The sequence below is a fragment of the Paenibacillus sp. FSL H3-0333 genome (genome assembly GCF_038002805.1).
In the GTDB taxonomy this organism is placed as follows: domain Bacteria; phylum Bacillota; class Bacilli; order Paenibacillales; family Paenibacillaceae; genus Paenibacillus_AQ; species Paenibacillus_AQ silagei.
This window is the reverse complement of sequence record NZ_JBBODG010000001.1, coordinates 3,831,727-3,844,988: the sequence shown is the minus strand read 5'-3', so window position 1 is coordinate 3,844,988 and position 13,262 is coordinate 3,831,727. Positions and strand designations below refer to the sequence as shown.

The following is a 13,262-nucleotide window of genomic DNA, read 5'->3' as shown; positions in this document are numbered from 1 at the left end:
AAAGAACAACCTTCGCAGGTTGCTCTCTCGCACTCTCTATTCAAACGATTTATAAACAAAAAGGTTTCGCTTCAAGACGGTAAAATCTTAATTCTCGCTGTTGTTGTCCTGCATCAGTGATACGCTCCGCTGCGGCGTAAATGTGGAGATCGCATGCTTGTACACCATCTGCTGGCGCCCGTCACTGTCGATGACAATGGTGAAGTTGTCGAACGCTTTGATAATTCCCCGGATTTGAAAGCCGTTGGTCAAATATACTGTAGCAGGGATATTCTCTTTGCGCAGCTGGTTCAAGAACGTATCTTGAATATTAATGGACTTGTTCATATGACGTACCCCCAATGGTTCAATTAGATTGTTCAGAAGTATATTCAAGACCTGTGAGAAACTTTCCTGCTATTATACCATTTAATTTCGCAAAATTCTCAGAAAAGTTTTGGCTCTCCAGGACGTCAATCCACTGAATCTCTTTCATGTGGCGAAACCATGACAACTGCCGCTTGGCAAACCGGCGGGTGTCACGCTTCAGCAGCACCACGGCTTCCTCAAGCGTCATCTCCCCCTCCAGGTAAGCGGCAATTTCCTTGTAGCCCAAACCCTGCATAGACACAAGACTCCTGCCGTAGCCTTGATCCAGCAGCTGCTGCACCTCAGACACGAGGCCATCCGCCAGCATCTGATCGATTCGCTCTTCAATACGTTTATATAGTATTTTCCGGTCCATTGTCAAACCGATCAGGCATAATTCATAGGGAGACTCCTTCTTCTGGACGGCCAGCGAGTCGGATAACGGGACGTTCGTCTGGTGATAAATCTCCAGCGCGCGGATGATCCGCCTGCGGTCATTGGGATGCAGCCGCTCCGCGCTGGCCGGGTCTACCGCTGCCAGCCGGGCATGCAGGGCATCAGCCCCATGCTCCTCGGCATAGGCCTCCTGCTGCTCGCGAAAAGCCTCGTCAGCCACCGCTTCGGAGAAGCGGAAGCCGTAGCATAACGATTCAATATACAGTCCAGTACCGCCCACAATAAAAGGCAGCTTGCCTCGCGCGCTGATCTCCTCGATCAGCCGGGCACCCTGCTCCTGGAATTCAGCCGTGGAATACGCATCCTGCGGATCATGAATATCAATCAGATGATGGGGGATGCCCTTCATCTCCTCCGGCGTAATCTTGGCGGTACCAATATCCATCCCGCGGTAGACCTGCATCGAATCCCCGGAGATGATTTCGGCTCCGTGGGCCTCGGCCAGCTCCAGACTCAGTCTGGTCTTTCCGACTGCTGTCGGACCCAGCAGTACAAGCACTTTGCGTTTCTTCTTAGTTGTCAATGGTAATCACCCCGTACGATGTTTTGGCATTGGCCCGCAGCAGCTCCTTGAAGCCCAGCCGGGTGAACTCTCCGCTCAGCGCCTTCTCCTTCAGCAGCACCGTCTTGCGCGCAACCCTGGTTGCCTCAGCCACGCTATCAGCTGACAATGCAGCCGGATTCGCGAATTGCCGCAGCGGCGAGATCGCCGCCGAATCCGTCAGCGGCACCCGGAACATCGGATCGAAGTATACGATGTCGATGCTCTTGTCCGGCTGGGCACGCAGATATTCCAGGTGATCCCCGTGCCGCACATCAATACGGCGCAGGGCTTCGTTCACCTTCACCTGGCCGGATACATAGCCGCTCATCCCTTCCAGCAGGAGGGCGTACAGCGGCAGCGAGCTCTCCAGCGCCGTCACCTTGGAGGTCTCCCCACCGGTGACGGCGAACAGCAGCGAATCCGCTCCGAGTCCGGCCGTGCAGTCCAGCACGCTATCACCGGGGAGCATGCCTGCGGCATCGATCATAGGGTCGGGCTCGCCTCTTAAGATTCTTTTGGCGCGGACAAACCCCATGCTGGGATGAAATTCCATCGGCGGCATTCCCGGCGTAATCAGCCGAACGGCCTCCTGCAGAACCACCAGAACCTGTTCGTCCCCGTAATGCTCCACCAGCTTGCCCATCGAGAATTTCGCTCTCGGAGCATAGGCGCAGCCTGTGCGGTCCGCAAGCTCCCGGGCCCGGGCCACCACTTGCGGTATCGGGTCAAAGCCCGTCGTTATAATCATGTTGCCTCCGTTCTGCACTCTATAAATGTACAATATAGCCACTACATAACGCGCTTAAACAGCTTCTCCAGATCATAGGCTGAGAACGACACAACGATCGGGCGTCCATGCGGGCAGGTATAAGGCTGACGGCAGGCCGCGAGCCTGCTGAGGAGCGATTCCACTTCCAGTTCTGTAAGCTTCTGGTTGGCTTTGATCGAAGCCTTGCAGGAGCAGAGAATGGAGGATTTCTCACGCAGCTTGGCGAGGTCAATCGACCGTTCGCTTAAGACCCACTCCGCCATCTCTTCGATGACCGCCTTCTCATCCCCTTCCGGGAACCAGTACGGCAAGGAACGGACCAGGAAAGTCTGCCCGCCAAAATGCTCAAGCACGACCCCCGCCTGCTCGAACCAGTGCAGCCGTTCGCTAAGCTGCCTGCTCTCCGAAGGCGTGAACTCCAGCGTAATCGGCAGCAAAAGCTCCTGTGAGGCATCTTCAGGCTTGCCGAATTTCTCATAATAAAATTCATAATTCACCCGCTCATGCGCAGCGTGCTGGTCAATCAGGTACAGTCCGCTGTCATTCTGGGCGATAATATAGGTTCCGTGATGCTGGCCGATATAATTCAGCTCGGGGAACTGCGGAAGACCAGTGCCGGTCTGCTCCGCAGGAGCGTATAGCTCCCCGGCCGCCTGCTGCTGCCCCCGGCCAGCGATGGCTGCCGGAGGGCGGTAGCTGTCGCGGGGGCCGGAGGACGGCTGGCGGTATGAACCCTGGGCGGTGTTCCCGCCGCTGTAAGCAGCAGCCGTCTCTCTGGCCTGCTGTTGCTCCTGTGCATTGCTGCCGCTATAAGGCCGGGTATTCCCGGATGCTTGGGAAGCAGCATAAGGGCCTCCAGCGGCAGGGTTGGCAGCGTCCGTTAATGGACCAGCACTGCCAGAGAACGGGACGCCGCTCGCTCCGCTGACAGGCAGCTGATTGCCCGCTGCGGCGCCAGCACCGCCAGGCATTCCCTGGCCGTAGCTGGTCGGAGTTGCTATCTTGTCTGTGCCTCCCGTTTCCGTACCTTGCTGAATACTGCCCGGAGCTGCGCCTTTGGAGAAGGCGAATTGCTCCTGAATGAAGGAGCTGCTGTTCTTGCCGCCGATGATCTCCTTGGTGGGGCGTGGAATCAGGCTCTGGCCCATCAGCAGCGAGCGGAGCTGCTGCTCTATGAACCCGTACAGCTCGGGTTCCTTGCTGAAGCGTACTTCAAGCTTGGCCGGATGCACGTTGACATCCACCAGCGACGGGTGCATCTCCAGCTTCAGGACCAGCAGCGGATAACGGTTAATCGGCAGCAGCGTATGGTAAGCGCGCATGATAGCCGCGTTCAGCCCGTTGCTGCGGATGTAACGGCCCCCGACCAGCGTCGTCACCGCATTGCGGTTCGAGCGTGTCCACTCGGGACGGCTGATATAGCCGGAGATCCGGAAGTCCGGATCTTCCGCCGACACAGGGAGCATGGCCTTAGCCGCTGAGGTTCCGTATACAGCAGCAATCACCTGCAGCAGGTCTCCGTTGCCCAGCGTATGCAGCAATTGATTGCTGTTATGCTGGAGGGTGAAGGAGATATCCGGGTGGGCCAGCGCCATCCGGTACATGGCATCCGAGATATGGCCCAGCTCGGTCTGGATGCTCTTCATATACTTCAGGCGGGCAGGCGTATTATAGAATAACTCCCGTACGGTGAGATCGCTGCCCTTGCCGGAAGCTGCATCTTCATTACGGATGAGCCTTCCGCCCTCGATGTCCAGCACCCGTCCCTTCCCGTCGTCTCCGCTTGCGGTCAGCAGCGTCAGCTTCGATACCGCTGCGATACTCGCCAGCGCTTCTCCACGGAAGCCGAGGCTGGTGATCAGGAAGAGATCACGGCCGCTCGCAATTTTGCTCGTGGCATGGCGGTAGAAGGCGGTCTCGCAATCCTCCGGTTCGATACCCGAGCCGTTATCCTTCACCCGGATGCTCTGCAGTCCCCCCTCTTCCACAGAGACTTCAATACGGGTGCTGCCCGCATCGATCGCGTTCTCGACCAGCTCCTTCACCACAGAAGCAGGACGCTCGACTACCTCCCCGGCAGCAATCTGGTTGGCAATATGCTCATCCAGCACATGAATTTTAGCCATATTCGTTCACCCCGCATGTATTTATTTTATAGATAATATTGAACATTAACGGACTGTAAAAAAACGGACTGTAAAAGCCTTATTTGAACAAGTAGAACTGGCTTTGCCGTCCTTAAAGGACGGTACCGTTTCAACAAGTAGAAATGGCTTTGCCGTCCTTTTAAAGGACGGTACCGTTTCAGCGAGAAATAGAAGAATAATTTATAGCGTGAAACATAAAAATTCTTATATTTGAACAAAATTATCCTAACGGATGAATAAGATTACCTTCTCGCGAGCACAATGTATGCTGTTTTTCACATGCATTCGGGCCGTGTGCCTGCTTGCGAGCACAATGTATGTTGTTTTTCACATACATTCGGGCCGTGTGCCTGTTTGCGAGTTTAATGTATGCTGTTTTCCACATACATTTAGGCCACATGCCTGCTTGCGAGCACAATGTATGTTGTTTTTCACATACATTCGGGCCGTGTGCCTGCTTGCGAGTTTAATGTATGCTGTTTTCCACATACATTTAGGCCACATGCCTGCTTGCGAGCACAATGTATGTTGTTTTTCACATACATTCGGGCCGTGTGCCTGCTTGCGAACACAATGTATGTTGTTTTTCACATACATTTGCTACTTATTCCGCTGTAACAGCCAATCGTATTAGGTTTTAAGCACACCTTCAACGGCAGCAGTTCCGCTGAACTACAGCTCTCTTGCCTTCAGCTTCAGCTCATTCAAGAGGCCCATCGCCTGCAGCGGCGTCATGTTCATCAGATCCGCGCCTTGCACGGCGGTGATTAGCTCTTTGAGCAGCGGATTGTCTTTGACGGCAGGTGCCACGGCTCCGCCCTTGCGGTTCTTGCGCGGCTCTTCCTCGCCAAAGATAGACAACTGTACCACTTCATTGTCCTCTTCGTCTACAGGAGAAGCAAGGGATACGGCAGCCTCCCGCTGTCCGGCAGCCATAGAAGCTGCTGCTTCGGAATACGGGTCCGGATGTACTGGAGCTTGCGCGGTGCGTTCAGCCGAATAGGAGTGGCTGCCTGAGGCAGCTCCTTGTCCGGCATCCGGCGTCTGCGCAGCGGTAGCCTGATGCTCCTGTATAACCGTTCCGCCCCCGCTCCGGTTACTGTAACCCGTACCGTAATTCAGCGCTGCGGCGCCCGGCGGAGAAGCCTGTTCAATGCTCTGGAGCAGCCCGTAGGCCCGGTCAATAATTCCTTCTGGCAATCCAGCCAGCCTTGCACAATAGATCCCGTAGCTGCTGTCCGCAGCTCCCGGCACAAGCTTGCGGAGGAAGTTCACCTTGTCGCCGCTCTCCTGGACCGCCATCGAATAATTCCGCAGACCGCTAAGGCTCTGCTCCAGATGGGCCAGCTCATGGAAATGTGTGGAGACCAGTGCCTTGCAGGCAATGGTATCATGCACATATTCGATCACCGCCTGGGCAATCGCCATCCCCTCACTGGTCGAGGTCCCCCGGCCCAGCTCATCGATGATGATCAGGCTGCGAGCGGTTGCTTTCTCGGTCATGACCTGAATGTCGGCCATCTCGACCATGAACGTGCTCTGGCCGCCGATCAGGTCATCGGCTGCACCGATCCGCGTGAAGATGCGGTCGATCAGCGCTACCTCGGCGCTGGCTGCAGGCACGAAGCAGCCGATCTGGGCCATGATGCAGATGAGCGCCACCTGGCGCATATACGTGCTTTTGCCGGCCATGTTCGGTCCTGTAATCAGCAGGATATTCCCCTCGTCCTTACTGAGTGTGCTGCCGTTTGCAATGAATGCCGAATCCTTCAGCACCGCCTCCACGACCGGATGGCGTCCGCCTTCAACCCGCAGATCGTAGCTGTCGGACAGCTTCGGCTTCACGAACCGGTGCTCCGCGCTGACGGCTGCGAGGCACTGATACACATCAATCTCCGCCACCTTCTCGGCCAGCGCCTGCAGGCGCGGAACCTGGCTGCTGATCCGCTCGCGCAGCTGGGTGAACAGACTGTATTCCAGATCTGTCATCTTATCCTGGGCTTCCAGGATCAGGGCTTCCTTCTCCTTCAGCTCAGGAGTGACATAACGCTCGGCATTGGCCAGTGTCTGTTTGCGCTCATAACGCCCTTCCGGCAGCGAGGACAGATTGGAGCGGGTAATTTCTATATAATAGCCGAAGACTTTGTTGTAGCCGATCTTGAGGGATTTGATCCCTGTCACCTGGCGTTCCTTCGCCTCAAGCTCAGCAATCCAGCGCTTGCCGCTGCTGCTGGCTTCCCGCAGCTCGTCCAGACGCTCATGGTAGCCCGCGCGGATGATTCCGCCGTCACGCACGGACACCGGTGCATCCTCCACAATCGCCCGTTCAATATCCTCACGAAGCTCCGCGCATTCATCCATAGACGCACCGATCTCCCTTAAGGTAGAAGAGCCAGAGGTCAGGCACATCTCCTTCAGCGCAGGAATCTGGGCCAGGGACAGCCTGAGTGCGTTCATATCGCGCCCGTTCGCACTGCCGAAGGCAATCCGCCCGACCAGCCGCTCCAGATCGTAGATCTCCTTCAGCGCCCCGCGCAGATCCTCGCGGACGATGAACTGGTTATACAGATAGTCGACGGCTTCCAGACGGCGCTCAATCGGCGCGCGCTGCAAGAGCGGCTTATCGATCCGGCGGCGCAGCAGGCGGCCGCCCATCGAGGTCTCGGTGCGGTCCAGGAGCCAGAGCAGCGAGCCTTTTTTGGAGCGTTCCCTCACGGTCTCGGTCAGCTCCAGATTACGCCGGGTGAACGGATCGAGAATCATATAATTCCCCGGCTCGTAAGGCGAAATCTGGGTAAGCTGTCCCAGTGAACGGCGCTGGGTCTCGCTGAAATAGGAGATCAGCAGCGCCAGCACACGGCCGCGCTCCTTCTCCAGCCGGACCCAGGCCGCTTCGCCGAACTGGCGGCGAGCCAGCGCCTCCTCCTGCTTGTCCCACGGCGTATAGACCACAGGCTTGGCCAGCAGGGAAGCTTCACTGCGCAGCTCCTCCAGCAGGGCTGAATCCCCGATAATCTCCGCAGGCTCGTAGATGCCAATCTCATCGCGCAGCCACTCGGTGCTTGAGAGAACCGATGTGACATACAGCTCACCTGTCGTCAAATCGCAGGCGGCCAGCGCCATCATCCCGTCTTCCTCTGTTACGCAGACGAGGTAGTTGTTGCTTTTGTCCGAAATAATCTTACCGTCCATTACCGTACCCGGTGTTACGACCCGGACGATATCACGGCGGACCATCCCTTTAGTCACCGCAGGATCATCCAGCTGCTCGCAGATCGCCACCTTGTAGCCCTTCTCGATCAGTCGCTGTATGTACCCCTCGGCGGCATGATACGGCACTCCGCACATTGGAATTTTCTCGCCCACCCCGCCGTCGCGGCCTGTTAATGTAATCTCAAGCTCTTTGGATGCCAAGAGGGCATCCTCGAAGAACATTTCATAGAAATCGCCCAGACGAAAGAAAAGGAAAGCGTCTTTCGCCCCTTCCTTGACTTTGAGATACTGCTGAATCATCGGCGTATAGTTTGCCATCGTCTACCTCCATACCTACTTCATACTGTTCTCTATTATAGCAGAAACTCCGCTCCCCGGGTTACCCCCGGCACGCCCGCAAAGGTTCCTAAAAGTTGGTGGGGGTATTCAGGGGGATTTCGGGCGGGCTGGCGCTTAGGGATTAGGGGTTTGTGGGGGGAGTGTGGAATGAGTGTGGGAGATATATTGGTTGGGGGGTGGGAGGAATGTGGAGATGTTGGGGCGGGTGTAAGGGCGGGGTGAGACGGAATGCGGGGCTGGGCGGGGATGTGGGGAGCGTGAGTAACTTGGGGGGAGGCGAGTGTTATGTGTATGTGGAAGAATGTTGGTCAATAAAATCAGTATGGGATGTGGGTGAGCAGTAAGAGCGGCTGAGAATGTTTGGTCAGAGTGCGGTCTATATGTGGTGGGAATACAGGTGAGAATACTTGGTCCAGATGCGTATACGCGAGTGCGAGTGCGGAGTGGCAAATGCGGATGCTTGTGTGAGTGCGAAATATGGTGACGGAGGCTCAGGCAAGCATAGTCAGGTATGGTGATGAGAGTTCCTGGCAGGTTTTTTATTCTATTGTAGTTTGTGCATTAGATGGCTCTGTAATTGTCTGAAAAATAGGATCTGTTGCACTTCGTACATTAGAAATCCTTAAAAGGAGAGTTTTCGGACCAAATCCCAGAAATCTAATGTACGAACTACATCAGAATGGATCTCGGCGCTGGCAAACGGCGATTCTGCTGCAGTAAATACAATCACTCAGATAATCAGCTTTGTTAATCACTTCGTTAATTACTTCAACAGACCCATATAGTTGCGATAGCGGGATTAGAATAGTAACTTGCACTGGTAAGAATACGTCAGATTTTTATTAGTGGAAGTAACGAACAGCAGTTTGACCAACCGCATCCTGAGGTTCTTCTGTGTCCCCTTTATATACAAGCTACAGTGGTATGCTTAATTGCATTTCGTACAACTAAAGTGTCCGATGTCCTACCAATGATCCGTTTAGTTGTAGTTTGTACATTTAAAAATCCATCTGTACTCGGGTTCACGCCATTCGGGCAAATTTAGTTGTACAGACTACACTTAGAAGAGAAAAAGCTTCTTTTGGAGTGCGTTTAGTTGTACAGAATACACCTATGGCTGAATGTTCACTTCGAACGAAACTTCATGAATGGGCGCACGTTTGAAGTGAGGATTGGTTGAGTAACTTAGATAATTGAGAGTAAGCCAGAGTAATTGAAGTACTTGAGTACGATTGTTTGTTTAAAAATATAGCCGCCATAGCTACAGCTTCCCACACCTAGCGGTGCAGAAAAGCTGTAACTGGCGGCTATCGGGACTTGACGGGCGGCGGGCTCTATTGATATGCATCCGCCCGCCCGGAAGGTAGCGCCCCGGAGTCCGGCGGGGCGCTCCGTACCCAGGAGCCGCGGATATCCCGCGACTCATCCCAGCTCTGCTGCTCCGCTATGGCGCGCAGCAGCGGATCAATCCACCGGGCGGCGGCTGCGTAGCCGCCCAGTGCGCGCAGCTGCGCCTCCAGGGGAGGCCAGGCTGTGCGCAGAGGAGATTTGCCGCCGCTGTAGAAGGCGGCATGCAGGTCTTCCCGGTCGAGCGGGCGCAGCGGCAGGTCTTCATAATGGCTCACGATCAGGTGAGCCAGACAGACCGCGCCTTTGGCGATGACCGGGGAGACCAGGAAGCTCGGCAGGGTCCGATACTCGAAGCCGCCATGCGGCTGAGGGCGGAAATCGCCGAGCACGCCATAGCGGGGACGCCGGGCCGCAGCCCGGATGTCCTCCAGCAGGAACAAGGGCAGCGCCAGATAGTTATCTAGCGCGCGCAGGAGCGGCGCACACAGCGTGACGCCGCTGAAGTGCAGGTGGCCGCCGAGGGCCCAGCCCCGCAGCGGCATACCTCCCGCCCGCCAGCAGAGCGAGCGGTCGGCAATGAGCCGGTCCGCCTCGCGTGCGGCGGACATCAGCTGCGCCAGCAGCGCGCGCGGTTCCCCGCGCGGCGCGGGGCGCAGCTCCGCCACCGGGAACACGCCGCGCGTTCCCGGGGGTCCGGCGTCGCAGCCCGCGACGCCGTCCATGGGCAGGTACCGCGACGCCGGCACGACGCGGCCCGAGGATTCCCGGAGCAGCAGGAACTCCGGGTCCATGCCCATGAGCAGCCCCGGCCGGCCCGGCTGCTCACCGTCAAGCATCCGCGCAAGCGCTGCGGATGCTGAACGGTAAGGCTCAGGCAGCGCTCCTGCGGGATCAGGCAGCACCGGAGTGATGCCTGTCACCATGTACCGCCGCCCGCCCATGGCCCGCAGCTCCACCTCGCCGCTGTCCAGTCCCAGACTATACAACGCCCGCACCGCAGTGGTCCGCAGAACCCCTGCAGCCCCCCGCAACTCCCTTCCTCCACCACCTAAACTTCCAAACTCATCCCCACCACTCCGATACTCACCCTGCCTTCCAACTCCTACCCTACCACTCCCATACTCCTCTCGCTCCTCAACTCCTGGCCCTCCACGCTCATACTCTTCTTGCTCCCCAGCTCCTTCTCCATCTCTCTCATTCCCGCCCTGTCTTCCAACGCCTCTCCGACCACTCCCATCCTCCTCTTGCCCCCCAGCTCCTTGGTCACCACTCCCATACTCACCCTGCCCCCCAGCTACTCCCCCACCATTCCCATACTCCTCTTGCCTTCCAACTCCTACCCTTCCACTCCCATTCTCCTCTTGCACTCCAAATCCTACCCCACCATTCCCATACTCCCCTTGCCCTCCAACTCCTACCCTCCCACTCCCTTTCTCCTCTTGCCCTCCAACTCCAACTCCACCACTCCCATACTCGACTTGCTCTCCAACTCTTCCCCTGCCACTCCCACCCCCACCCAACCATCCAGCCCCAAGCCCGCCCATAGCCGCCCCCGCTCCAAGCGGCAGGCAGTCCAGCACGGCCAGATTGAAAATAAACACGCGGTAATGCTGTCTGTAGCTTGCGGGGTCTTGTCCATCCGAGTGGTTTTGGGTGTCTCTTGTATCTTGTCGCCGCGACCCTCTGCCTATAGAAATGGAGTCGGCCTCAATCCCGCAGCGCCGGAGCCTGCGTTCGATCTGCTCCGGCGCAAGCTGCCGGAATACGTTCAACCCTTCATTCATGTCTAATGCCTCCGCCCATACGAAATTCCTCAGGGCCGTATCCCCTCGCGCACCATCCGGTTACCGGACAATACCCTTTGAGCGATAAGCCGCTGAGGAAGCCTGACCCCCAAATTATCAAATGGAAATAGCACAATCATCCTTACAAAGACCCTGTCGCACTACACTTGAACATTCGAACGCTGCCCTGTTTAATATTCCTGATGAATGACGCTTCTCCAGCTCCAGCATCCCCCTCCGCTTCATTTCGCCTTGAAGGATACTCAACAGCATGAAGCCTACATCCTTACCATTCAAAAAAAAATTATATTTTAAAAAAAAGAGGGCATTCGCCCTCTACGCCGCTGCCCTCTCATCATATAATGGATCATAACCCACACAGTACTTCAGGCAGCGGCGCATTCCTTCCTAGAGCTCATCATCCAGAGCGTCAGGGTCCATATCATCGTAATCATAGTTCTCGCCTTCAAAATCATAATCCTTGTCTTCCAGATCGTCACTCTGATCACTGACAAACACGCGGAGCTTGGTCTCAGCCACCAGTTCCGCATCGAACTCGCGTTCCACCCGGAGTGTCACACTGCCTCCGCCCGGCGATACCCCGGCTTCCACACAATTGGGTTCCTGCGTTGCCTCCGCAGAGACCTGTGCCGTGGAAGCACGGTGTCTCGGGTCGAGGTACGACAATGGAATAAGCTCCACATAGGAGACCGTTTCCTTGGCAACCTCGGTCTGCTTGTTTTTGTCGTACGAATACCAGATGTTCACATCATAGGTACCGATTACTTCGATTCCGTTCCCGGCGGCAACCGCTTCGTACTGGTGGTTAATGATCCAAGCCCCCAGAATACTAGTCGGATGATGTGGCGGAGTCACGGTATGGGTTGCTGTAGAGAACTTACGACCTTTGCCGCAAATTGCCTTCGTAATGATCTCCCTTGTTTGACGTTTATGGCTTAATGACATCTTTGAACCTCCTCCATACAATCATTCACTATCAAGTGTATGCACGTTCTGGGCATTTGTTGATTGTTAGAGTAGAAATAAATTTGGGTAAGCCCTCAGATGCCGTAACTGAAGCCCTTTGCTTCATTTTATTGCCGGATTTAGTCCATTATGAGTCTCCTGACCTGAAAAAAAACAAAAGTAGCGGCTCCCCCAAACCGGGAAAACCGCTACTTTTTATTGTGCCAACATCTTAAGCCGGGAAGAGCAGAGGCCCCCTGCTAGGAAAGTACACGTACGATGCCAAGCTGCCGGTGGCGGCTGAGATCGATGAAGTCCTCACCGATGTTCACCAGCGGACGCAGCGGGTCATGGGCCAGAATCATAATGATTTTGCCGATCTGCCCGTCCGTCAGGAGCACCTCATTGCCGATCATCGACTGCATTAGCTTATTAATGAACACACTGCAGATATACGGGTCCAGCTTGCCGTAGACGTTCTCGTCCATCTGCTTAAGCACCTCATACAGCGGCGCGGCTGTACGGTAGAACCGATCTGAAGTCATCGCGTGGAAAATATCCGCCACCGCCACGATTTTGCTGAAATCCGTAATCCGGTGGCCCAGCACGCCGAAGGGGTAGCCGCTGCCGTCCATCCGTTCGTGATGCTGCAGCGCCACAAGCGCCTGCATATGATTGGTGCCCACCGTATCGCGAATCATCTCATAGCCATAGGTGGTGTGCTTTTTCATCAGGGCATATTCATCCTCACTCAGCGGACCCGGCTTAGTAAGGATCTCGGCCGGGATCATAATTTTGCCGATATCATGAAGCGTCGCAGCAATCGTCAGCATGCTCAGCTCGTCCGGCTTCAGCTTCAGCCATTTGCCGAGCAGCGTAGAGATGATGCCCACCGCCACATTATGCCTGTATGTATAGTCATCCTTAGTCTGCAGCGCAGACAATATTCCAAAGAAATCATTCTTCTCGCTCACCTGCTGGATGAACGGGATCACTTCATTCCTGAGCTCAATCATCGGCAGACGCTTCGTCTTCGTATAGCGCAGCTGCTCAAAAATGCTCTCCATCGCCGCCGTACAATCATCCACAGCCAGCTGATAGAATGCAGCGCTGTCGACCTGGACCACATCCTGCGGCTCCAGAACGATCTTGTGCTGCGTAATCAGGCGGATATGCTCTCCGGTGAGCAGGGTCAATGCCGGCAAGACAAATACACCGCTATGATTAAAAAGGTTCGCTACCAGCTGTTTGCCGATATATTGATCATTGCTGTTATTCATATTCCTCACCTGCCAGACCAAGATTCTTGGGTTTTGGACATCACTTAAGAGACAAGCTCACTTTGG

Annotated in this window: 8 protein-coding genes; all 8 read right to left on the bottom strand. The window is 55.7% G+C overall.

The window, feature by feature from the left end; translation table 11 throughout:
- Positions 1 to 87: 87 nt before the first annotated feature.
- Complete coding sequence (hfq, locus tag MHH78_RS16925) at positions 88 to 327, bottom strand: RNA chaperone Hfq (RefSeq protein WP_036724623.1); 240 nt, start codon at positions 325 to 327, stop codon at positions 88 to 90.
- A 19-nt stretch (positions 328 to 346) separates the two neighbouring features.
- A complete protein-coding gene (miaA, locus tag MHH78_RS16920; protein WP_341168080.1) occupies positions 347 to 1,327 on the bottom strand; it encodes a tRNA (adenosine(37)-N6)-dimethylallyltransferase MiaA in 981 nt (326 codons plus the stop codon).
- Positions 1,317 to 2,096 carry a class I SAM-dependent methyltransferase gene (locus MHH78_RS16915; RefSeq protein ID WP_340940257.1) on the bottom strand — a complete coding sequence of 260 codons (780 nt, stop codon included), beginning with the start codon at positions 2,094 to 2,096 and terminating at the stop codon, positions 1,317 to 1,319. Before MHH78_RS16915 ends, miaA begins: the two co-directional genes overlap by 11 nt.
- Before the next feature lie 41 nt (positions 2,097 to 2,137).
- On the bottom strand, positions 2,138 to 4,243 hold the full coding sequence (gene mutL, locus MHH78_RS16910; protein WP_341168079.1) for a DNA mismatch repair endonuclease MutL: 2,106 nt from the start codon (positions 4,241 to 4,243) through the stop codon (positions 2,138 to 2,140).
- 693 nt (positions 4,244 to 4,936) lie between these two features.
- Positions 4,937 to 7,795 carry a DNA mismatch repair protein MutS gene (gene mutS / locus MHH78_RS16905; RefSeq protein WP_341168078.1) on the bottom strand — a complete coding sequence of 953 codons (2,859 nt, stop codon included), beginning with the start codon at positions 7,793 to 7,795 and terminating at the stop codon, positions 4,937 to 4,939.
- A gap of 1,355 nt (positions 7,796 to 9,150) precedes the next feature.
- Positions 9,151 to 10,950, bottom strand: coding sequence for a putative amidoligase domain-containing protein (locus tag MHH78_RS16900; protein ID WP_341168077.1), 1,800 nt, complete (start codon positions 10,948 to 10,950; stop codon positions 9,151 to 9,153).
- 408 nt (positions 10,951 to 11,358) lie between these two features.
- Positions 11,359 to 11,916: an outer spore coat protein CotE gene (locus MHH78_RS16895; RefSeq protein ID WP_076085230.1), complete on the bottom strand. Its 558-nt coding sequence runs from the start codon at positions 11,914 to 11,916 to the stop codon at positions 11,359 to 11,361.
- Positions 11,917 to 12,176: 260 nt separating this feature from the next.
- Positions 12,177 to 13,196: an HD-GYP domain-containing protein gene (locus tag MHH78_RS16890; RefSeq protein ID WP_036699042.1), complete on the bottom strand. Its 1,020-nt coding sequence runs from the start codon at positions 13,194 to 13,196 to the stop codon at positions 12,177 to 12,179.
- Positions 13,197 to 13,262: the final 66 nt, after the last annotated feature.

Coding starts and splice junctions, on each gene's coding strand:
- hfq (WP_036724623.1), bottom strand. CDS start 327: ATGAACAAGTCCATTAATATTCAAGATACGTTCTTGAACCAGCTGCGC.
- MHH78_RS16915 (WP_340940257.1), bottom strand. CDS start 2,096: ATGATTATAACGACGGGCTTTGACCCGATACCGCAAGTGGTGGCCCGG.
- mutL (WP_341168079.1), bottom strand. CDS start 4,243: ATGGCTAAAATTCATGTGCTGGATGAGCATATTGCCAACCAGATTGCT.
- mutS (WP_341168078.1), bottom strand. CDS start 7,795: ATGGCAAACTATACGCCGATGATTCAGCAGTATCTCAAAGTCAAGGAA.
- MHH78_RS16900 (WP_341168077.1), bottom strand. CDS start 10,950: ATGAATGAAGGGTTGAACGTATTCCGGCAGCTTGCGCCGGAGCAGATC.
- MHH78_RS16895 (WP_076085230.1), bottom strand. CDS start 11,916: ATGTCATTAAGCCATAAACGTCAAACAAGGGAGATCATTACGAAGGCA.
- MHH78_RS16890 (WP_036699042.1), bottom strand. CDS start 13,196: ATGAATAACAGCAATGATCAATATATCGGCAAACAGCTGGTAGCGAAC.